The organism is Mycoplasma sp. Pen4, from assembly GCF_014352955.1.
Taxonomy (GTDB): Bacteria; Bacillota_I; Bacilli_A; order Mycoplasmatales; family Metamycoplasmataceae; genus Mycoplasmopsis.
Window position 1 is genome coordinate 846,685 of record NZ_CP060691.1, and the last position, 23,548, is coordinate 870,232.

At 28.6% G+C, this 23,548-nt stretch carries 20 protein-coding genes; 8 read left to right on the plus strand and 12 right to left on the minus strand.

Annotation, left to right across the window (positions count from 1 at the left end):
• Nucleotides 1-35 precede the first annotated feature (35 nt).
• Entirely contained in the window at nucleotides 36-2,141 is a 2,106-nt protein-coding gene (gene ligA, locus H9M94_RS03385; RefSeq protein ID WP_187469521.1) for an NAD-dependent DNA ligase LigA, read from the plus strand.
• Between the two features lie 36 nt (nucleotides 2,142-2,177).
• Here the strand turns inward: ligA and H9M94_RS03390 are convergent, their stop codons facing one another.
• From H9M94_RS03390 to uvrB, 11 genes are all read right to left on the minus strand, one after another.
• Complete coding sequence (locus tag H9M94_RS03390; RefSeq protein WP_187469522.1) at nucleotides 2,178-3,197, minus strand: hypothetical protein; 1,020 nt, start codon at nucleotides 3,195-3,197, stop codon at nucleotides 2,178-2,180.
• On the minus strand, nucleotides 3,161-3,382 hold the full coding sequence (locus tag H9M94_RS03395; protein WP_187469523.1) for a hypothetical protein: 222 nt from the start codon (nucleotides 3,380-3,382) through the stop codon (nucleotides 3,161-3,163). Before H9M94_RS03395 ends, H9M94_RS03390 begins: the two co-directional genes overlap by 37 nt.
• Before the next feature lie 213 nt (nucleotides 3,383-3,595).
• Nucleotides 3,596-3,952, minus strand: a complete 357-nt coding sequence (gene rplS, locus H9M94_RS03400) for a 50S ribosomal protein L19 (RefSeq protein WP_187469524.1) — start codon at nucleotides 3,950-3,952, stop codon at nucleotides 3,596-3,598.
• The gene (gene trmD, locus H9M94_RS03405; RefSeq protein ID WP_187469525.1) at nucleotides 3,942-4,628 is read right to left on the minus strand and encodes a tRNA (guanosine(37)-N1)-methyltransferase TrmD; all 687 of its coding nucleotides are present in this window, start codon (nucleotides 4,626-4,628) and stop codon (nucleotides 3,942-3,944) included. Before trmD ends, rplS begins: the two co-directional genes overlap by 11 nt.
• Nucleotides 4,628-4,876, minus strand: coding sequence for a 30S ribosomal protein S16 (rpsP, locus tag H9M94_RS03410; protein WP_187469526.1), 249 nt, complete (start codon nucleotides 4,874-4,876; stop codon nucleotides 4,628-4,630). Before rpsP ends, trmD begins: the two co-directional genes overlap by 1 nt.
• Nucleotides 4,877-5,071: 195 nt before the next feature.
• Nucleotides 5,072-6,058, minus strand: coding sequence for an energy-coupling factor transporter transmembrane protein EcfT (locus H9M94_RS03415; RefSeq protein ID WP_187469527.1), 987 nt, complete (start codon nucleotides 6,056-6,058; stop codon nucleotides 5,072-5,074).
• Nucleotides 6,058-7,293: an ATP-binding cassette domain-containing protein gene (locus H9M94_RS03420; protein WP_255483451.1), complete on the minus strand. Its 1,236-nt coding sequence runs from the start codon at nucleotides 7,291-7,293 to the stop codon at nucleotides 6,058-6,060. The genes H9M94_RS03415 and H9M94_RS03420 overlap by 1 nt, the downstream gene beginning before the upstream one ends.
• Nucleotides 7,284-8,084, minus strand: a complete 801-nt coding sequence (locus tag H9M94_RS03430; RefSeq protein WP_187469528.1) for an energy-coupling factor transporter ATPase — start codon at nucleotides 8,082-8,084, stop codon at nucleotides 7,284-7,286. The genes H9M94_RS03420 and H9M94_RS03430 overlap by 10 nt, the downstream gene beginning before the upstream one ends.
• A 39-nt stretch (nucleotides 8,085-8,123) precedes the next feature.
• Nucleotides 8,124-8,750 carry a ribonuclease HII gene (locus tag H9M94_RS03435; RefSeq protein WP_255483452.1) on the minus strand — a complete coding sequence of 209 codons (627 nt, stop codon included), beginning with the start codon at nucleotides 8,748-8,750 and terminating at the stop codon, nucleotides 8,124-8,126.
• Nucleotides 8,751-8,823: 73 nt separating this feature from the next.
• Nucleotides 8,824-11,682, minus strand: a complete 2,859-nt coding sequence (gene uvrA / locus H9M94_RS03440; RefSeq protein ID WP_187469529.1) for an excinuclease ABC subunit UvrA — start codon at nucleotides 11,680-11,682, stop codon at nucleotides 8,824-8,826.
• A gap of 7 nt (nucleotides 11,683-11,689) precedes the next feature.
• Nucleotides 11,690-13,708 (minus strand): excinuclease ABC subunit UvrB, encoded by a 2,019-nt coding sequence (gene uvrB / locus H9M94_RS03445; protein WP_370576684.1) that lies wholly within the window; start codon nucleotides 13,706-13,708, stop codon nucleotides 11,690-11,692.
• A 102-nt stretch (nucleotides 13,709-13,810) separates the two neighbouring features.
• Here uvrB and H9M94_RS03450 point away from each other — a divergent pair, with 102 nt between their 5' ends.
• The gene (locus tag H9M94_RS03450; RefSeq protein ID WP_187469530.1) at nucleotides 13,811-14,671 is read left to right on the plus strand and encodes an MAGa3780 family membrane protein; all 861 of its coding nucleotides are present in this window, start codon (nucleotides 13,811-13,813) and stop codon (nucleotides 14,669-14,671) included.
• 49 nt (nucleotides 14,672-14,720) lie between these two features.
• On the opposite strand, the gene H9M94_RS03455 is transcribed toward H9M94_RS03450, so the two are convergent.
• Complete coding sequence (locus H9M94_RS03455) at nucleotides 14,721-17,309, minus strand: DNA topoisomerase (ATP-hydrolyzing) (RefSeq protein WP_187469531.1); 2,589 nt, start codon at nucleotides 17,307-17,309, stop codon at nucleotides 14,721-14,723.
• 572 nt (nucleotides 17,310-17,881) lie between these two features.
• Here H9M94_RS03455 and dnaX point away from each other — a divergent pair.
• From dnaX to rsmI, 6 genes are read left to right on the plus strand one after another with little or no spacing between them, the layout of a single operon-like run.
• Entirely contained in the window at nucleotides 17,882-20,233 is a 2,352-nt protein-coding gene (gene dnaX, locus H9M94_RS03460) for a DNA polymerase III subunit gamma/tau (RefSeq protein WP_187469532.1), read from the plus strand.
• 13 nt (nucleotides 20,234-20,246) lie between these two features.
• Nucleotides 20,247-20,531: a YbaB/EbfC family nucleoid-associated protein gene (locus H9M94_RS03465; protein ID WP_187469533.1), complete on the plus strand. Its 285-nt coding sequence runs from the start codon at nucleotides 20,247-20,249 to the stop codon at nucleotides 20,529-20,531.
• Nucleotides 20,532-20,534: 3 nt separating this feature from the next.
• A complete protein-coding gene (locus tag H9M94_RS03470; protein WP_187469534.1) occupies nucleotides 20,535-21,119 on the plus strand; it encodes a toprim domain-containing protein in 585 nt (194 codons plus the stop codon).
• A gap of 23 nt (nucleotides 21,120-21,142) precedes the next feature.
• Nucleotides 21,143-21,796 carry a dTMP kinase gene (gene tmk, locus H9M94_RS03475; protein ID WP_187469535.1) on the plus strand — a complete coding sequence of 218 codons (654 nt, stop codon included), beginning with the start codon at nucleotides 21,143-21,145 and terminating at the stop codon, nucleotides 21,794-21,796.
• On the plus strand, nucleotides 21,786-22,709 hold the full coding sequence (locus H9M94_RS03480) for a hypothetical protein (protein ID WP_187469536.1): 924 nt from the start codon (nucleotides 21,786-21,788) through the stop codon (nucleotides 22,707-22,709). Before tmk ends, H9M94_RS03480 begins: the two co-directional genes overlap by 11 nt.
• Nucleotides 22,702-23,412, plus strand: a complete 711-nt coding sequence (gene rsmI, locus H9M94_RS03485; protein WP_187469537.1) for a 16S rRNA (cytidine(1402)-2'-O)-methyltransferase — start codon at nucleotides 22,702-22,704, stop codon at nucleotides 23,410-23,412. The genes H9M94_RS03480 and rsmI overlap by 8 nt, the downstream gene beginning before the upstream one ends.
• The last annotated feature ends 136 nt before the right edge of the window (nucleotides 23,413-23,548 follow it).

A 23,548-nucleotide genomic window follows, 5' to 3' on the forward strand; every position in this document is an offset into this window, starting at 1 on the left:
TTAGTTTAAAAAATGCAATAATTTATAATTTAATTATGACTAAATTAGACGAAATTCAACAAAGAATTATTGAACTTACAAATGAAATTAATAAACTAAATCATGCTTATTATAATTTGGATAAACCTTTAACTGAGGATTATATATATGATCGTTTATTACGTGAACTAGAAGAATTAGAGATTAAATATCCTAAGTTCATCCAAGAAGATTCACCAACTAAAAAAATTGGTGGTGTACCAAGCATTGATTTTTTCAAATATACACACAAAAAACCTATGCTTTCTCTTGCTAAAGCTTATAGTTTTGAAGAAATTAAAAAATTTGTACAAGACATACAGGATTCAATTCCAAATAATCACGAATTAACCTATAGTTTAGAACCAAAAGTAGATGGATTATCTATTTCATTAATTTATCAAGATGGTAAATTAGAACGAGCAGTTACACGTGGTGATGGAAAAATTGGTGAAGATGTTACAAAAAATGCATTATTAATCAATTCTATACCTAAGAGAATTGATTATTATGAACCATTAGAGGTTCGTGGTGAAATTTATATTTCTAAAACTCAATTTAATAAAACAAATGCACAACTTTTAAAAGAATTTGATGATAAAATCAATCATTATACACATGTTTTATTGCCAGAATATAATCAAAAAATGTTTCTCTTTAACAATGGCGAATTAAAGAAAGAACCTAAGGAACCGAAAAAACCAACTGAAAATCTTTTTGCAAATCCAAGAAACATGGCTGCAGGAACATTACGTCAAAAAAACTTTGAATTATTAATTGAACGTGACTTGCAGGTAGTCTTATATGATTTAGTTGACCCATTAGAACACGGAATCTTAACACAGATGGACGCTATCGAATTTATTAGCAGATTAGGTTTTGCAACAAACCCATATAAATATATTGCGAAAAATTCTGATGATATTATTGACGCAATTAAAAAGTTTGAAGATCTTAAAGATAAATTTGAATATGAGTGTGATGGTTTTGTTATTAAACTAAATAATCTAACTTATTGAGAACAACTTGGTAAAACAGCAAAATTCCCAAAATATGCAATTGCATTTAAATATCAAACCGAAGAAGCCTATGCCACAGTAAGGAAAATTACAACAACCGTTGGTAGAACTGGAAAAATTACATACGTTGCAAACTTTGATGAAGTAAATTTAAACCAAACAAGAGTTTCTAATGCAACGCTTCATAATTATGATTTTATTAAATCTATTGGTTTGAATATTGGAGATGTTGTTACAGTGATTAAATCTGGTGAAATTATTCCTAAAATCATTATGCTCAAGGAGAAAAAAGTAGAAGGAATATATCCTAAACAACTCAATTGTCCAATGTGTCATAGTCTTTTAATTGAATATGATGGTATAGTTGATCAATTCTGTGTTAATGATGAGTGTAGTGAAAAACTTATTAAAAATATGATTCACTTTACATCACGTAATGCAATGAATATTCAAGATTTAGGTGAATCAATTGTTCGTATCTTGTTTGAAAATAATCTTATTAGCGATTATGCTTCAATTTATGAATTACATAATTATAAAAATGAACTTTTAAACCTTCCACGCTTTGCCGAGAAAAAAGTTGATAACTTATTAAACTCAATTGATCAGTCACGTAATGTAATGCTTTATAAGGTTCTTTTTGCCCTTGGAATTAAGCACATTGGTTTACAAGTTGCTCAAATTATTACTGAAAATATGTCTAAATTGTCCGATTTAACTAATAAGACTTTCTTAAATAATTTAATACTAGTTAATTCGATTGGTCCAGAAATAGTAAATTCTTTAATCGAATATATTTCTGACGAAAATAATGTTGAACAAATCCACAAATTAGATAAAGTTTTAAATTATGTTAAAGATACAACAGAAAAAACAAATAAATTAAATGGTTTAACTTTTGTAGTTACAGGTAAGCACTCAATAGATCGAGATGACTTTAAAAAACTCATAGTTGATAATGGTGGAATTGCTTCGTCATCAATATCTAAGAAAACAAACTATCTCATTGCAGGTGATAATTCAGGAGATAGTAAACTAACAAAAGCAAAAGACCTTGGCATAACAGTAATTAATGAAAATGATTTTCTAGAAATGATTAAATAAAAACAAATCCACAAAAGATTTGTTTTTTAATTTGAATTATCTTGGTTCCATAGGACCAAAAAATGGTAAAGCACTTTGAGATGTTTGTGATAATAAATAAGCACTATTCGCAGCATAACTGTCTGCTGCTTCATTTAAACTTCTAATTCCTTCATCTTGTAATGGGTTTGGATTATATGTTCTATATTGCGATGAAGCTAAAAATGATAAAGCTTCGTCATTAGTTAAATCGAGAATTTTATCCATTGCTTCTTTTGATAAGTTCATTGTTTTTTCAAAAAGAGAAACTAATGTATCGATAAACTCAACACCTTTATCTGTTAATTTTGTATCACTTAATTTTGGTATATGAATTGTAAATGTTGCTTGGATTTTACTTTTTGTTGGATAAATGTGTGTTTTATTGTCATCATTTGCAATTTGAATTTTCTTCATTTCTTCATTAATTTTTTGGAGTGATCTTTTGAAATTTTCTGTACCATTTCAATTTGATGTTCCGAAGTCGATAACATGATCTTCTAATACATATTTATCACTATTTGTAAAAATATCGTGGAATTTTAAACCTTTTAATTTGGTTTTGTCACCATTTAAAGTCGAAATAAATTCTGCGTATTGTTTTGTTGAAAATAATTCATTAACATCTACTGATGCAAGGTTTTCATTAGCATTTTTAACAAAACTTAATATTGGACTTGTTTCAAGAGCAAGATTTAAAATTGCCACAGGATCAATTTGTTGATTTTCAGGAATTCCAGCACCATATGGTGAAGATTTTAAAATTTCTTGAATATTTAAGGTGTAACCTTCAGGTGAAGTTAAAGCATTAAAGATTTCTTTAAAATTTGGTAATAATGATCCAAGAACATTACCAAAAAGAGTGTTGAAGTTTTCTTCAGAAGCTTTGATTGTATCCTTGTCAATGAAAACGAATGAATGAGTTTCTACATCTAAAGGTAATTGTAATGTAACTGCATGTGAATTTTTAATTCCATCAGCTATTTTTTTAATTGAGTCGGTTAAGAAATCAAAAAATGCATTAGTAACCTTTTTCATTTCATTTGAAATTGTTTTCCTTCTCCTTTTGAAGGTGTTTTAATAATTTCGCTTAAATTAATGTTTGCTTTTAATTCTGTTTTTTGTTTTGTTTCTGATGAACATGCTACTGTTGTTGCAATAAACCCTGTAGCACTAACTGCGGCAAAAGCTGGTAAAATAAATTTTCTAATTTTTCTTTTCATAGTACTTTAATTATAAAATAATTAAATACTCTTAATTTAATTTTCCACAAATATGCTTTTTACGCCTATTATATAGGCATAAAAAATATGAAAATAATTTTATTAACCACTTAATTTCGATATGAAAACTATAAACTTAATGTCAAATTATTGACTAATTGAAAAAACAAAAAATAGCTAGACTAGCTACTTTTTTTAGGGCAAATTGATTTATTATTTTGTTCTTTTAATTTCTTTAAGACGTGCGCTTTTACCTCTACGGCTTCTCATGTAGAATAATCTTTTTCTACGAACTTTGTTTGAACGAACTACTTCAATGTGAGCGATTAATGGTGAGTTAACAGGGAATGTTCTCTCAACACCTACACCATATGAATCTTTTCTAACTGTGAACATTTCTCTTGTTCCAGATTCTTTTTTGCTAATTACAAGCCCTTCAAAGATTTGAATACGTTCTTTTTCACCTTCACGGATACGAACGTGCACTTTAACGTTGTCACCTGTTGTAAAAGCAGGTAAGTCTGTACGTAATTGTGATTTTTCAACAACTTCTAATAATTTATTTCTCATTTTTCTTTATCCTTTCAAGAATATCAGGTCTATTCTTACGAGTTTTCGCAATTTGTGCCTGTTTTTTTCATTCTTCTATTTCCTTGTGATTTCCACCAAAAAGCACTTCTGGAACTTTCATTCCTTTATACTCGCGTGGTCTAGTGTATTGTGGATAATCTAATAATCCAACACCTTGAAATGATTCATACACATGCGATTCTTCTCTAATTACATTAGGAAGTAATCTAGTAACTGCATCAGCCATTACCATCGAAGGTAATTCGCCACCAGTTATCACATAATCACCAATTGATAATTCAATATCAACTAGCTCAACTACTCTTTCATCAAAACCTTCATATCTCCCAGAAATAAACGTAATTTGATCATATTTGGTCATTTCTTGAGCGATTTCTTGAGTAAATTGTTTTCCTTGAGGAGTTACAAGAACTTTATAACCACCTCTATCTTTTAGCGAATCTAAAGCTAAATCAATTGGTTCTACTTGTAAAAGTAAACCGTGACCACCACCATAGATTTCATCATCTACTTTGCGGTGTTTATTTTTGCTGAAATTTCTAAAGTCAACAACTTCAAAGTTGATAAGGTTTTTATCTTGAGCCTTTTTCATAATGCTTTCATTAATAAAAGGTTCAAAGTAGTTAGGAAATAATGTAAGAAAATTAATTTTCATTATTTTTTAAGTTCAGCTGTTAAGTTGTGAGCTTTGAATAAGTTAGCAACTGTAATTGTAGGTTGTGCACCTTGAGCGATTCATTTAGCTGTAAGTTCTTTATTTAAAACAAATTCTTTTGAGATTGGATTGTAGTGTCCTAAAGCTTCGATAAATTTTCCGTCACGTGGTGCTCTTGAGTCAGCAGCAACAATTTTGTATACTGGTCTGAACTTGTCACCCATTCTTTTAAGTCTGATTTTAACCATATTTGTCCTCCTTTGTCTGACAAGCATAAGTGCTTGACAGTAATCAATTTATGTATATATTATACTAGATAAAAATCGAGTTAGATAAATTATTTTTTCCAAAATTATTGTTAAATGAATAACACTATATTTTAGGTGAAAACATAAAAAAATCAGCTTATTTTGCTGACTTTAAAACTATGTATAAATGTTAAATTAAATAATATATGATGCAATATATCAACTTGGTAAGTAATCTGGGTAATAAATATTAACAATTACAAATGACATTAAACCTAATAAGAATATTACATAAAGTAAATCTCTTCAACCTGGTTTAATAACTCTGTATTTAACTCTTTTTGCATAAGGATCATAACCGCGAGTTTCCATTGAATTAGATAAATCTTCTGCTTTTGCGAATGATGAAACGAAAAGTGGAATAATTAAAGTTGTAAATGCTGCTATTTTTTCTTTTAAATTACCGTGTCTAAAATCTACACCACGCGATGTTTGAGCTTTGATAATTCTATTTGCTTCATCAATTAATGTAGGTATAAATCTAAGTGCAATTGAAATAATCATTGCAATTACGTGTGTTGGTACAAATAAGAATTTTAATGGATATAAGATATCTTCAATAGCTTTTGTTAATAAGATTGGTCTAGAAGTATTTGTTAATAATGCAGTAAGAATAATCATAATATAAATTCTAAGGAATAGAGATAGTGTTCTATTAATTCCATCTCAGTTTATTCCATAAGCAATATTTAATTTTGTTTCAATACCATTAATTTTCACTGTTGTGCTAGTTGATGATGCGACAATGGTTCATAGCATTTTTCCACCATTCTCTTGACCATAAAGGTATTTGATTGCATTGTTTTGTGATAATGCGTCGACTTTTAAAATACTTTGATAATCATTTATTCCAGTGATATTTGTAATTGTATACATATTCACCAGGAATATAACTACAGTAATGAATATTGGTAGTTTCATTAATCTAAAAACTGGTCCGATTTTTTTAGTTGTTCAGATGTACATGATTACTAACGGCGTTAATAAAATCAACATATCAACATAATATCTAACTAAAAAGACCATCACTAAGTAAAAAATAACTGATAGTAATTTAATTCTAGGATCAATACGATAAAGAATACTACTCCCAGGAATGTAACGACCGAAAACACTTTTCATTAGTTACCTCCTTTTTCTTTTCTGTATTGGTTTAAAAATACAACCAATTCATCTTCTGAAAGAACCTTAGGAACTGGAATATTATTTTTTCTTAATTTATTTACAAACTCAAGCAATTGAGGTGGTTGTAAGTTGTTTTCTTTTAAGAAATCAACATCATTAAGAATTTCATATGGATCACCATCTTTTACAATAGTTCCTTTTTTAAATAAAACAATTCTCTTTGAATACTTAAGAACATTATCTAAATCATGAGTAACATTAATAATTGTTTTACCTTGCTTATTTAAATTATTAAGAATTTCTAAAATTTCTTTTACACCAACCGGATCTAATCCAGCTGTAGGCTCATCAACTACAAGAAAATCAGGTTGCATTGCTAAAATACCAGCGATTGCAACTCTTCTTTTTTGCCCACCGCTAAGCTCAAAAGGACTACGATTAAGATATTCTGGTGGTAAACCAACCATTTCTAAAACTTCTTCGGCAATTTTATATGCTTTTTCTTTTTCGACACCAAAAGCAATTGGACCAAAGGCAATATCTTCTTTGATTGTACCTTTAAAAAGTTGATATTCAGCAAATTGAAACACAATACCAATTCTTTTTCTAATTGGTTTTGGTGAGTTTTTCTTAAATAGTGAATATTTACTTGTTTTCATAACTTTAGCTTCAGTAAACTTTAATCTATCAATTTCTTTTTTTGTTTCTGATGCTTGGGTGTAGTTATAAATGAAAATTTTCTTTTCTTTTGTTAATTGTTTATTAAAAGCACGTTCATCAGTAAATTTATCTTTATTTTCTTTAGAAAAGTCTTGAATAAACTTTTGTGTCTCTTGCTTTAATTCATTTTTGAATTGTTTTTGGAGTTCTTTGATTTTATATTTATTATCTTTAAACTTAATTTTTAATTCTTTTGTAACTTGTTTTAAGGCATTTTTATATTCTTGCGAGTTAATATCATATTTTGATGCAAGCACTTCTTTTTGTCTTTCAAGTTCAAGTTTAAAAGTTAAAGAAATATTATCAATGAATTCTCAATTAATTTCACCAGATGAAGGTTCTAGCAATTTATTTAAGTGTTCAATAAAAGTTGTTTTCCCTGAACCAGTTGAACCAATAACACCAACATATTCACCATCATTAATTTCACAGGAAACATCCCTAAGAGCAGTGAATTCTCAAGGTGTTTTAGGATTAAAAGTATGACTTATATTTTTAACTTTTATTTGCATATTTCTTTAATTAATTCTCTTTCATTATATGTTGGTTCAATACCATCTAGCATTTCAGAAATTCTATAAATAAACGGTGAATCAATTTTTGCTATATCAATAATCTCTTTATTTCTAAGAATTTCTTTTGGTGATCCAGATGCAACTAATTTACCTTGCGCAAAGACAAGACATTTATCAGCCAAAATAGCTTCATCCATGTCATGAGTAATTGAAATTAGAGTTTTGTCTTTAGATTTTTGGATTTCTTTAATTATTTTTAAAACACTGTCTTTTCCTTTAGGATCTAACATCGATGTAACTTCATCAAAGATAACTATTTCAGGATTTAACGCTAATACAGATGCGATTGCAACCCTTTGCTTTTGTCCTCCAGAAAGATTTTCAGGTTCACGTTCTAGATATTCGTTCATATCTACTTTTTCTGCAAATTTAACAATTAAATCTTTCATTTCAGGTTGTGGAATACATCTATTTTCAAGTCCAAAAGCAATATCATCTTCTACAGAAGAACCCACAAATTGATTATCTGGGTTTTGGAAGATAATCCCAATTTTTTTTCTAATTTCAGATAGGGTTTCACGTGCATATGTTATTCCATCAATTGAAATTGTCCCTGATTGAGGTTTCAATAATGCTACAAGTACTTTTGATAAAGTGCTTTTACCACTACCGTTGTGCCCTAAAATAGCTACATATTGACCTTTTTCTATTTCAAAGGAAACATCATCCAATGCAGATTTTTTATCATCGGGTCTATATCTAAATGTTATGTTTTCAACTTTTATCATATTTAAATTTTATTAAAAAACTAATTCTGAAATAGTTTTTTATCCTTTACTCATTTTATCTTTGTGTAATTGTTCAACCACAGGTTTATATTTTAATCTATGGATTGGTGTTACTCCATATATTTCTAATGCGGTTTTGTGTAATTTAGTGAAATAACCTTTATGCTTTTCAAAACCATATTCTGGATATATTTTTGCATATTCATCAAGCATATTGTCCCGTACAACTTTTGCAATAATGCTTGCTGCTGCTATTGAAATCGATTTTGTTTCACCTTTTACTAAATTAAGTTGTTTAATATTTGTCTCAATTGGTTCAAAATCAGTTAATACTAAATCAGGTTGGTGCTTAAGTTTTTTAATACAGTTAGCCATACCAATTCTTGATTGAGCTTTTGGGTTAGATGAGTTTAATTCATCTAAACTTCTAACATCAATTGCTATCTCGATTGCATCCCTCATGATTTGTTCGTATAACTTTTCACGTTTTTTATGACTTGTTACTTTTGAATCTTTGATGTTGTCATCAACATAACCGGTCGGTAAAATCACACAAGCAGTAACTAATTCTCCTGCTATACAACCTCTTCCGACTTCATCGCATCCAGCAATAACTTTGTATTCATTAGAATACAATTTTTCATACATTTGGTCATTTCAATACATATAAAAATTATATTACTAATTGAAAATATTTCTACACCCTTATTTTGTATACAAAATAAAAGAAAAAGCAGTATTAAACCACTTTTTCGCTTTGGAATATTTTTGCTAGAAACTCACCAGTTGAGCTATTCGGAGTTTTTGCTACTTTTTCAGGCGTACCAGTTGCTAAAACTCTACCACCTTTGATACCGCCTTCTGGACCTAGATCAATGATATAATCGGCACATTTTATTAAATCTAAGTTATGTTCAATCACAACAACTGAATCCCCACTATCAACGATTCTGTTTAAAATTGCAATAAGTTTTTTGACATCATGAGTATGTAAACCTGTTGTCGGTTCATCTAAAACATAAACAGTACGTCCTGTTGCTTTCTTTTGTAAGTAAGTAGCTAACTTAACACGTTGCGCTTCCCCACCACTGAGTGTTGTTGACATTTGACCTAATTTAATATAGTCTAAACCTACATCAGAAAGTATTTGTAATTTTTCGATAATTTTGGGTTTATTCTCAAAAAAATCAATCGCTTCTGCTACACTCATTTCTAAAATTTGTGAAATATTTTTGTTGTGATATTTAATCTCTAATGTTTCACGATTATATCTTTGCCCATCACAATCATCACATGGTACAAAAACATCTGGTAAAAAGTGCATTTCAATTTTTATAAAACCATCGCCAGAACATTTTTCACATCTACCACCAGGTACATTAAAACTAAATCTACTTTTTGTATAACCTCTTACACGTGATTCTTCGACGTTTTCATAGATTTCTCTAATATCATCAAAAACACCTGTGTATGTAGCAGGATTACTACGTGGCGTTTTACCAATCGGACTCTGGTTAACTGCAATAACTTTGTCAATATTTAGTAAACCACTAATTGAATCAAATTTAGCTTTTTTACGATTATTTCCATCTACAAGACCTAAAGTGTATTGAATACCTCTAACAAATATTTCATTAATTAAAGTACTTTTACCACTACCACTAACCCCTGTAATTGCAGTTAAGCATCCAAGCGGAATTTTTACGTCAATATTTTTCAAATTATTTTCTCTTGCGCCATGAATTATTACTTCTTTTCCATTACCTTTACGTCTATGTGTAGGAGTTGGAATGGTATATTCTTTTGAAAGATATTTACCTGTAATAGATCTATCTACAGAAACAATATCTTCTAGTGTACCATGTGCAACAACTTCACCACCATTTACTCCAGCATTTGGGCCGATATCAACAATGTAATCAGCTGAATAAATTGTATCTTCATCGTGTTCTACTACGATTAAGGTATTTCCGATATCAACCATATGTTTAAGTGTGTTGATAAGTTTTAAATTATCCTTTTGATGCAATCCAATTGAAGGTTCATCTAAAACATATAAAACACCTGTTAAATTTGAACCAATTTGAGTTGCAAGTCTAATTCTTTGCGCTTCCCCACCACTAAGACTTTCAGCACTACGATTAAGAGTTAAATAATCTAAACCAACATTTTTAAGAAATGTTAATCTATCAATTAACTCTTTTGTAATTAAGTTTGAAATTTGTTTTTCATGGTCAGAAAGTTTTTCAACTAATTTTTTTATGTTTTCTAATGCATTATCAATTGAAAATTGAGTAAATTCATAAATATTTTTACCATCGACTTTAACCGCTAAAGCGCTTTGATTAAGTCTTGAACCTTTACATTCATGACAAACAAATGTTCCCATATATTTTTTTAAATAATCACGTCTTCTATCACTTGAAGTTGAATAATAATAATTTTCTATTTTTGTAACAATACCTTCAATTTCACGATATCTTCTAGTGTAGTTTCCGTTTACCGATAATAAACTATATTCAATTTCTCTATCTGAACCGTATTTGACTATATTTAAGTCTCTTTCGTTCATTTCATCTAATGGCAGATCTTTGTCAATATCATAATAAACTAATAGTTGATTAAATTCTTGTCATTCTAAATTTGTAGTATTAATTGTATTTTCAAAATATTTTATTGCACCATTATTAATGCTTCTTCATTGTTCAGGGCATATTGCATCGAAGTCAGCTTTAAACTCAACCCCAAGACCCTTACAGTTTTCACACATACCAAACGGAGCATTAAAAGAAAACAAACGTGTCTCAATTTTAGGCATTTCAAAATCTTTATGAATACATGAGTGCAATTTTGAGAAAGTAAGTATTTCATCGGTGTCGACATTTTCGACTTTTAATAATCCACCAGATTTTTCTGTAGCAATATCAATCGCTTCAGCAATTCTATTGTAATTTTCTTCTTTTAATGGAACACGATCAATAACTAAATCAATGGTGTGTTTGTGATTTTTTGATAACTCAATTTTATCTTCCAACATCATAATTTGACCATCAACTTTAACACGCATATAACCTTCATTTTTTAATTTTTCAAATAAATTAGCATGTGTTCCTTTTTCGTTATCAACTAAAGGAGAATAAATAATTAGTTTCGATTGGTCTTTTAATTTAAAAATAGTTTTTAAAATATCTTTTGATGTTTGTGATGAAATTGCAATATTATGATTTGGACAATATGGAACCCCAATTCTAGCAAACAATAAACGTAAGTAATCATAAATTTCAGTTACCGTACCAACAGTTGAACGTGGATTATTATGAACTGTTTTTTGCTCAATAGAAATCGATGGACTTAAACCTTCAATTTTATCAACATCAGGTTTTTTGGTTCCACCTAAAAACATTCTTGCATATGAACTAAGTGAATCAACATACCTTCTACGACCTTCTTCATAAATGGTGTTGAATGCAAGTGAACTTTTACCGCTACCACTAATACCTGTAAAAACAATCAATTTATTTTTTGGAATGACTAAATCAACGTTTTTAAGGTTATTTTCACGTGCTCCTTGTATTATTAATACATTTTCTTTTGACATAACCCTCCTATTTACTTTCAATTTCAATTAGAATATCTCTTAACTGAATCGCTCTTTCATAATCTAATGCTTTTGCAGCTTCATTCATTTGTTGTTTGATATCTGCAATTAATTCTTGTTTTGATGATGATAATGCTTTTTCTTTTTGTTGTTTCTTACCATCTTGTGATTTGCTTAATAATAATTCAACTGCATTCATAATGTCATGACCGTGAATTTGTTCAGTAATTGGCTTAATAATTGTTTGTGGTGTGATATTGTGCTTTTTGTTGTAGGTGATTTGAATTTCTCTTTTCTTTTGATTATCATCAATACACTCTTGCATTGCCTTAGTAATTTTATCAGCATAGAATATCGCTTGTCCATTGGCATTTCTGGCGGCGCGACCAGTAATCTGAATCAAACTTTGTGTATTACGATTGATACCATTTGTATTATCTGCTTCAAGAACAATAACTTTTGATATCTCAGGAACATCAATTCCTTCACGAAGTAATCCAATTCCAACAACAACTTCATAAATTCCCATTCTTAACTTACGTAAAATTTCATTACGTACAAAAGTATTATGGTCTGAGTGCATATAAGCAGATTTAATTCCACGTTCTGAAAGATATGAAGATAATTCCTCAGCAACTCTTTTTGACACTGTTAAAACAAATGTTCTCTCATTGCGCTCGCGTTGTTCTATGATTGTGTCATAGATATCTTCGATTTGTCCCGCCGTTGGTTTAATAATGATTTCAGGATCTAAAAGTCCAGTTGGTCTAACGAATAATCTAGCAACATTTTCTTTTGCTTTTTTCATTTCATATTCATTTGGCGTTGCTGAAATAAATATTTTTTGAAACTTAAAATCATTTTCAAATTCTTTGAATGTTAATGGTCTATTTTCATAAGCAGATGGTAATCTAAACCCGTAATTAACTAATGCATCTTTACGGGCTTTGTCTCCCTTGTACATTGCTCTAGCTTGCGGAATGAACATGTGAGACTCATCAATTATCATGAGTGCATCATCTGGTAAATAATCTAATAATGTATATGGACGTTGACCAAAATCTCTACGATCAAGGTACATTGAGTAATTTTCAATTCCCTTACATACACCAAACTCTTTCATATCATCAATATCATTTTTAACTCTTTGAGATATACGTTCTGCAAATAATAATTTCTTGTCACGTGTAAATTGAGCAACTTGCTTTTGTAATTCATCTTGAATTTTGGGAATTATAAGATCATAAATCGAATTTTCTGTTGCATAAGCGTTACCAGGCGGAATGATAAAAGAATTATCTTTTTTGATAACTTCTTTTGTTGTAGGATCAATAACTGCAATTTCTTCGATTTCATCACCAAAGAAACTAACACGTAGTGCTATTTCTTCATCATCAGCAGGCCTAATAATTACCACATCTCCCTTTACAGTAAATTCACCAGGAACTTGATCGGTATCATTACGATCATATGAAATTTGTACAAGTTTACTTGCAAAATCTTTGACAGAAATATTTTGAGTACGATAAATTCTATAAAATGACTCTTTATAAATATTTGGATTTAATGCTCCATAAATCGCACTAACACTAGCAACAATAATTACATCACGTCTAGTTAGTAGAGAATTATATGCACTTAATCTTAAAATTTCAATTTGCTCATTTGTGCGAGAATCTTTATCAATATAAGTATCAGTACTTGGTTTATACGATTCAGGTCTATAGTAATCAAAATAACTAACAAAATATTCAACAGCATTTTCAGGGAAAAATGATTTCAATTCACTATACAATTGACTTGCTAGAGTTTTGGTGTGAGATAAAACAATAACCGGTCTATCAAACTGTTTTATTACGTTAGCAATAGTAAAAGTTTTACCCGATCCAGTAACACCGTGTAAAACTTGATTTTTTTCGCCTTTTTTGATAGTGTTTACCATTTTTTCAATTGCTTGAGGTTGATCTCCAGCAGGTTTATAATTTGCTTTTAATTTAAAGATTCCCATAATGTCAAAATTATACATTTTTTTATTTTTTAAATATCTTTGATGTTGCAAATATTTCATAAAAATAACATTTTTTTACCTTTTTAAGTCTGAAAATTCTTTTTTTTGTATAATTTTCACATGATTGAAAACACTACAAAGAATTCCCTATTTCATGATTGAGATAGAAAAAGAAAAATGGCTTTTTGAGCAGGTATTGCAATCTTGGTAATTATAGTTTTATGTACTATTTGAACATGAATAATTTATAACTATGATGAGTTGATTCCTGCATTAAAATACACAAATAATTCCAGTCATTTTGGACAACCTGTTTATGCTCGTTATTGAGCAGTGACTTATACTTTTACTTGAATGAGTAATATTTTTCTAGCATTTGCTTTAATTCTATATGCAATTTGACCTAAAAATTGAATTACACAACGTATGCTTTTCTTAGCTACAATTTACATAACAATTACAATGTTGATTTTTTGAGCACTTGTATTTCCATCAGTTTTTAAAGGTGAACCGGCACAAAAAATTATCGTAAGTACATTTGTGCACTTTGTAACACCAATTATTGCTTATGTTGCTTTTGTAAAAAATCGTAAAGAAATTGAAATTTCAAAAAAAGTTATTTGATACTCATCTATAGCATTATTCATTTACTGATTATTTGCATTAGTATTATTCCTTGTCTCAATTCCATACTTGAATGAAGTATTCAAAGACACAAGCAAAGAATGATTAAATTCACCAGAAGGTAAAGAATACTATAAGTATATTAGACCTTACATTTATCCATTTTTAGATTTCTCAAGACCATTATTTGTAAAAACAGATAATAATGCATTAAAAGTATTATTAAATATGGCGATTGTGGTTATTGGATTTTTTATCCCACCATTTCTTGGTTATGTATGAAAATGATCATGTAAGTTGCAATATGCTGTAAAAAATAATAAAAAAATAGAAATCACACAAACCCAAAACTCCTAGGATATTGGTATAAATGAAAATAAGCAACTTTTTAAGGTTGCTTATTTTCTTATATTTTCTTTTTCTTATCTTCTTCAAGATTTTTATTAATTCTTGCAAGAATATCACTAATTGTTTTTGCAGTTTTTGCTTCTGTTTGTTTTACTTCTTCTATGAATTTTCTATCTTCCATTATTTGTTCTTTAGAAAATTTAATCGCTTCAATTTTTGTTGCTTTATCACTTCAATAAATATTGAAACTTGTTTTTTCCGGATTATCAGCATTTAAATGGTAAATTCTAGGTTCATTACTTGAAACAGAATATTGTTTAACTTCTTGAATATCAGTTTGACCTAACTGATCTTTTATTATTATATTTAAATCATTTACGTCTTCTGAAACTGAAGAAATAGTGAATTTCTTAGCAGATTTATTATATGGTCTACCTTTGATGTTTTTAGGTATAAATGGTAATATTGATGCTTTAAACCTTTGAATTTGACCATCATCAGAGATCATATTGATTAAACCATTTGGATCAACAGTAATAAATGTTCTAACCTTATCATCAAGCGATAAGTACACACCTTTATTTCCCTTTGCCTTAGTACTATAAATTGCCACGTCATTTTCAGAGTATTTTGAAGCAAGACCATTTTCAGTAAAGATAACAATATCTTTCGACCCATTTGTTAATGTTGCATTAACTACATAGTCATCTTTTGCTAATGAGATAGCTGTATATGCTTTATTTAATCTTGAAACATTAAAGTCTTTTAATAAGGTTTTTTTGAAAACACCGTTTCTTGTTCCTATATTTACATAAACTAAACTATCTCAATTTGAAACTTCGATTATAGATACAATTTCCTCTGAAACTCTAAAATCTGCAAATGATGATAAATATGTTCCTAAATCTTTTCATTTAGATTCTTGAATTTTATAAATAGGAACAATAATATAATTTCCAAGATTTGTAAGTATTAATAAATTGTTTAATGTATTAACTTTGTTTGTATAAATTAAGTAGTCATCATCTTTTAAAGCATAAGTATCTAATGAGTTTGAATCAACAACCCTTTGTGATAGACGTTTTATATAACCCATACGTGAAATGTAAAGATTAATCATCTCTTCTTTAATAAGATCAGTTTCATCATATGAGAAGTCAAATTCTTTTTCTTCTACTTTCGTCTTTCTAGGTGTGGTAAAAAGTAGTTTCATTTGACTTAATTGGTCAATGATAAATTTATTAAACTCATTTTCGTTGTTTAATAAAATTTGCATACGTTTGATATCTTTTTCTAGCTCTGCTTTTTCAAGTAAATATGCTTCTTTATCAGTTTTACTTAAACGGTAAAGTCTAAGTTCTGCAATCGCTGTAGCTTGATTTTTTGTGAAATCAAAAAATTTGATTAAGTTTTCAATAACACCCGATTTTGAACCTTCAGATTTTATAATAACTTCAATAACTTTGTCTGTAATTTCTGAGACTTTTATAAAACCTAAAACAATTTCTAAACGTAATTTTTGTTTTTCTAAATCAAAGAACAATGTTTTTGTTTTTACATCTTTTACATGTGTAATATAGGCATCAATCAATTCCACAATCCCCATTGTTTTAGGTGAATTATTCTTGATGCAAGTGTTGTTGTAGTTATAACTTATTTTTAAATCTGTTTTTTGGAATAAGTAACTTAAGATACTACGTTCATTTGCTCCTTGATCAAGTGTGATAAGAATATTAATACCATCACGATCAGATTGATCTTTTATTTCTAAAACACCATCAATTTCTTTATTTTGAATGATTAAATCAATGTCATAAACTAATTTAGATTTAACTACACCATAAGGAATTTCGGTAATTTCGATAAATTTATTTTTATCTTTTTCATACACTTCATATTTACTAAATAAAAGAATTTTATTCTTTTGGTTTTGACCTAATTCAAAGGCTTCATAAATACCTTTATCACCCTTTATCACACCACCAGTTGGAAAATCTGGCCCTTGTATTAAGCTAGCAATATCATTAAATGGTGCTTTAGGATGTAGAATACGATAAATTGTGGCATCGATTATTTCACCTAAATTATGAGGCGGCATATTTGTCGCCATACCAATGGCAATACCCATTGAACCATTAACTAATAAGTTAGGAAAAATCGATGGTAAAACAACTGGTTCCATTTCTGAATCGTCAAAGTTAGGAACAAAACTTACCGTCTGTTTTTTAATATCATTTAAAATTCATTCAGCAATTTTACCCATTCTAACTTCTGTATAACGCATTGCAGCTGCTGGATCATTATCAATTGAACCAATATTTCCGTGCATATCTAATAATGGTAAATTCATTTTTCATCATTGAGACATATTAACCATTGCCTCATAAACAGATGAATCACCATGTGGGTGATATTTACCAATTACATCACCAACAATACGCGCTGATTTTTTATATTGTTTATCATTAAAAAGACCAAGTCCATACATAGAAAATAAAATTCTTCTTTGAACAGGTTTAAGACCATCACGAACATCTGGTAAAGCTCTTTGTTGAATAACATACTTAGAATATTTACCAAATCTATCAGACATAATTTTGTCTAATGATTCATTAATTATTTTCTCAATCGCTTGATTTTTTTTCATACTTTTACCACCATTTCTAATTTGTGAATAACTATATATATTTTAAATTATTTTATTTTCATGATGTTATTTTTCAACAAATGCCATAAAAAATAGCAAAATCTTAAGATGATGCAAAAAATTAAAATTTCATAAAAAGTTGCTTTTATAGTAAAATACATTCATAGTATATACAACAACATTACATTCTAAAGAAATATTAATTAATATGAAAAGGAAAAAATATGCGTAAAGTAGTAAGACTTAAAAACAAAATGCGTGCTGAAGCTCGTGCAAAAAAACTTGCAAAAGAACGTGCACGTGATTTAAGAAGAGCAGAAAAAGCAGCTCAAGAACAAGCTTAATAATTAGGACCTTTAAAGGTTCTTTTTTATTACTTTTTCTCTTATTTATAATGGTTTTTGAACAAAGATAAACTTGAAAAAACTCAAAATATGAAAATTTTGCATATGTTTAACTTTTACACCTATATTTAAGGACTAAAAGTAAAAAATAAAAATATTTTTTGTTATTTAAAAATGCTCATTTTTTATTATTGTATAATACTAATTAGAATAGTACAGGAGTGAAAAATGAGTTACAAAGCGCTTTATAGAAAATATCGCCCACAGACCTTTAATGATGTGGTCGGTCAAGATAATATAATCACTACATTAAAAAACATTTTGCAATCAAGAAAGATTGGACACGCTTATCTTTTTAGTGGTCCAAAAGGAACAGGTAAAACATCTGTAGCTAAAATCTTTGCAAATGTAATTAATTGTATGCATCAAGATGATGTAACTATTGCTTGCGACTACTGTAGAAAAACTTTTAACACTAACCTTGATGTTATTGAAATGGATGCAGCTTCAAACAATGGTGTTGATGAAATTAGAGATTTAAAAGAAAAAATTGAACAAGCACCAATTAATTCTAAATTTAAAATTTACATCATCGATGAGGTTCACATGCTTACAAAAAGTGCTTTTAATGCATTATTAAAAACACTTGAAGAACCACCAAGACATGCAATCTTCATTTTTGCAACTACTGATCCACAAAAAATACCTCTTACAATTCGTTCTAGAGTTCAAACATTTAACTTTAATAGAATGAATGAGAAAAACATTGTTTCGCACTTAAAAAACATTTTGGAACAAGAAAATATTTCATATACTGATGAAGCACTTAAAGTTATTGCCAGACTTTCAAGCGGGGGGATGAGAGATGCTTTATCAATTGCAGATCAAGCAAGTTCATTTAATAATCATCAAATCACTTTACAAGACTTATATTCAAATTTCGGAATTTTATCAACCGATGAAATACTTGAAACCATGAATATCATTATTAACAGTAATGTCCAAGAATTGATTGCCAAAGTTCAATCCTTACAACAACGTGGAATTGACCCACAACAATTCGTTTTATCATTAATCACTTTTAACAAAGAAAAAATAATCTTAAACAAAACACAAGATACTCAATTAATCAGTTACTTCACTGATTACCAACTAAATTCATTACAAATTTCTTTATCAAATCTTTTCAAATTAACAGATTCACTTTACGAGATACTAACTAAAATCCAAAAATCTGAGTTTCCATTTGAAATTATTGAGTTAGGTTTATTAAAACTTACACAAGAATTTGAACCTAATAACGATGAAGTAGTTATTCACACTCCAACTCAAATTGCAGAACCAGTTCAAAAACCAACAATACAAAAACCTATTACTCCTACAAAAATAGTCGAAGAAGTCATTGAAGAAAAATCTGAACCTAAAAACGAAGTTGATTTATCTGTAAAACACATAGACAAAATATCTAAGACAAAAACTGAAGATATTCAACAACACACAACCGAAAGTATTTTAGACTTAGTTTCAAACAGTTTTAAATTCAATATCAAGCGTGATAACAAAACAGAAATAGTTGATAATACATCTGTTGGAATTGACCTTATAAACAGCAATAATCCAAGTATTGAAACAAATGAAGAGATAACAACACAAGAACAAGCATCAGATTTAGAAGAAATTGTTCAAGCACGTGTGCAAGGTTTCTTAAACGAACCAAATAAAAACCCATTTTTAGCATCTAAGATTATCAAAGAACAAAGAGAAACTAAAGAAGTAGATTTAAACTATAAAGAATTAGTTGACGAAAATAATAAAACACAATCACTTGTTAATGAAATGTTAGATAAAACTAGAGAATTCTTAGTTGACGATAATGAGCACATTGGGGATGATCGTGATATTGATACTTCAATGATTGATCAACTTAACACTGGTGAAACAGATAATTTTATTTCAACTAGAGAAATCGATATCAATAAAACAGATCAATATAATGAAATTTTAGATGATACAACACAAACAACTAACTCCTATAATGACTTATTCCAAGTGATGAACGATCAAACACAAACCTTTGAAGTAAAAAGATCATTACAGGAATATCAAAATGATGCTAGATGAATTCATCAAAATAGAGAATTAAACAAAACAACTGAATTTAAAAATCACTTAAAAAACTTAGATGTAGTTTTAATGGGAAAAGAAAACTTCAAAGAACAAGCTGAGTTATTTAAGAAAGTTAAAATTTTAATGGCTTCTGATAGATTTATCACTGTTACATCAGAAGATAATGAAGTTATTAAAACAATTAATGCTAAATCAAAATCAAAATGATTACAAGAATTTGTCACATATGTTTTTGGTTCACCATACAAACATATCTACGCATTAACACATGATAAAGTGCGTGAAATTCAAAAATACATTGCTGAACATGGTAATGTTACAACTCCAATTAAAGAACCAGAATTCTTAACAGAACTTGAAGACAATGATGAAGAAGAATGATTCTTACAAAGAGCTAAATTATTTACTGATGATGAAGCAAATATTCAAATCACAGAGAGATGAAAGGAATAACATAATTATGAACATGTCACCAGATTTCTTAAGACGTATTAAAAATATGCAAAAAGAATTAGAACAAAAACAAAAAGAACTTGAAGACAAAGAATTCACTGTTGAAAAACAAGGAATTACAGTAGTTGTAAAAGGAGATATGAGCGTACAATCAATCGATATCGATGAAGTTCTTATTGATCCAGAAGATAAAGAAATTATTCAAGATTTAATCATTATTGCTATTAACGAAGCAATTGATATGATTAAAGAAGAACAAGAAAAATTAGCACCTAATATGCCAGGTATGCCATTCTAATTTATGTTAGATAATAAAAATATTTTAGAATTCGTAGTTAAAGCAAAACAAATCCCAGGAATAAGCAAAAAACAAGCTGAAAAAATTGTTTATTGAATTCTTGCTACCGAAGAGGATACTGTTAATGATTTTGCTAACTCAATTAAAAAAATAAAAGAACATACTGATTTTTGCTCAATATGTACCAATATAACATATAAAGGTGTTTGCAATGTTTGCTCTGATCTAGAACGTGAAAATACACTTTTAATTGTTGAAAGCTTACAAAACTTACAAAAAATTGAAAAAGCAGGTTTTTACAAGGGCAAATATTACGTATTTCCACACCTTGTGGAAAATATCACAGATATTAAGAAACACAGTCAAGAATTTGATAAACTTTTAAATTACTCAAAGACATTTGATGAAGTTATCTTAGGTATTTCACCAACTCTTAAGGGTGAAATTACAAATGAAATAATTAAAAAAGAATTACAAAGTTGCAATGTTAAAGTTTCACAATTAGCAATTGGATTGCCATTGGGTTCATCAGTTGATTATATAGATGAAATAACTTTAAGATTTGCATTGAAAAATCGCCAAAATTAAAACATATAAATTAGGGGGCTAACATGTTCATTTCATTCGAAGGACTAGATGGTAGTGGTAAAACCACACTTGCACAAAAATTATTTGCAAAATTACAAGAATTATACCCACACATTCAAATCGTTTTAACACGTGAACCAGGTGGAAAAAATATTAAAGAAGCTGAAAAAATTAGAGAGATTATTTTAGACAAATCATCTGAATTATCACCAGTTGCTGAAGCTTTACTTTACACAACAAGTAGACGTATTCACTTAGAAAAAGTTGTTTGACCAGCATTAAGAGGACACAAAGTAGTTATTTGTGATCGTTATGTAGATAGTTTTTATGCATATCAAGGTTTCGCAAGAAATTTAGGTTATGAATATACAAAATTAATCACAAATATTGTTATTGATAAAACAATGCCTGATATTACAATTTTCTTAAACTTAACCCCTGAAGAAGCTAAAGAACGTCGTGAAAGCACACGTTTAGTGGAAGACCGTATGGAAGGTGAAAAAGTTGAATTCCACAATAAAGTTTATAATGGTTATTTATCTTTAATTGAAGAAGATCCTGACCGTTTCATTATTATTGATGCCAAACAATCACCAGAAGGCGTATTAGACGACATTGTTAAGGGATTATTATCAAACGAAAAATTCCAAAGATACATAGATTTATATGTTAAATAAAAAAATATTATTACAAATAAATGAGTTGGCTAATGCAAAAAAGTTAAGTCATTTATTTTTATTAAAATCTAATTTTATTCACAACTTTAACGCAGATATTATTTCTTTTATCAATGCAATCAATAATAATCAAAACACAACATCTATTGATGATCTGCCTGTTAATGTCACATTAATCGATGGTTCATCACAATCAATTAAAAAAGAACAACTCGAAGAAGCTTTTTATAATTCTAACTTCTCAACAATTGCAAATATTGCTGAGACAGGATACAAAATCTTAGTAATTAAAAACATTGAAAACAGTTCTATCAATGCGTTAAATGCTATTTTAAAAAGTATTGAAGATCCCCAAAATGATTTAATTATCATTTTGACAACAAATGCAATAAACAACGTTTTATCAACAATCACATCTCGTGCACAAGTAATTACCGTTGAAAAACAAACACCAGATCAAGTTGTTGAATCTTTACCACTAGAACAAAGAGATAAAAGTTTTTACCACTTCATTTCGTGAGTTTATCCAGATGTTAATTATTTAGAAAATTTAGACTATGACAAATATAGTTCGTTATTAAACCATCTGCTTGTTGAATTAGAAAAATCTATTACTAAAAAAGAAGAAATCTTTGTTTTTATGAATCAAAATTTAATCAAAGACGATAACATACAAAACTCATTTGTATTAGACTGTTTTAAAACTATTTTGTTTGGTTCATTTAATCAAAATAGCGATAAAAAACTTGATCAAAAAATAGTTGAATTACGTAAAAGATTATTAAATCAACATCCTAATATTTTAAATATACTAGTAGACTTAGACAACTACCGCAAAGCAATAAACGCACAAGGTATCTTCGACTTAAACAAACAATTATTATTAAACAAATTAATGGAGTATTATGGCTAAACTTTATATTGTAGGAACACCAATCGGAAATATGGAAGATATTACTTTTAGAGCAGTCAGAGTGCTCTCTGAAGTTAATTACATTGCATGCGAAGATACAAGAGTTACAAAGAAACTTCTTGATAGATATGAAATCTATAACAAGAAGTTGTTGATGTACAATAACTACACTGAACAAAATAGTGCTAAAGGCATCATTTCATTAATTGAATCAGGAAATGATGTTGCTTTAGTTTCTGATGCAGGTATGCCTGTAGTTTCGGATCCTGGTTTTGAAGTTATTTCACAAGCACGTGCTAATAATATTGAAATTGAAATTGTACCAGGTGTAAATGCTGCTGTAACAGCTTTTGTAGGTTCAAACTTTAGTCATGATTTTAAGTTTGTTGGTTTCATTAAAGATAAAACGCAACAACGGATTAATGAATTAAAAGAATTGACACAAGGAACATATATTTTTTATGTTTCACCACATAAATTGCACTCAACTCTAGAAGATATTAATACTGTTTTTAACGATACCGCTAAAGTGTGTTTAGCTAAGGAATTGACTAAAGTTCATGAAAAATGATTTCATGGAAGTGCTTTAGAAATCCTTGAAACAATTACTGAAAATCCTGAATATGCAAAAGGTGAATTCACATTAGTTTTAAACATCCCAAAAATCAAAAAAGTTAAAGTAAACAAGTACAAAAAACAATAATCAAAACATAAATCATTTATTAACAAGATATATTTTTAAAACCAAAATAAAAATATTACAAGGGCTTAAGTCCTTGTTTTTGTTCTTTTAATACTATGAAGTAGTCAAATTACGTATTTTACTATTGTGTTATATT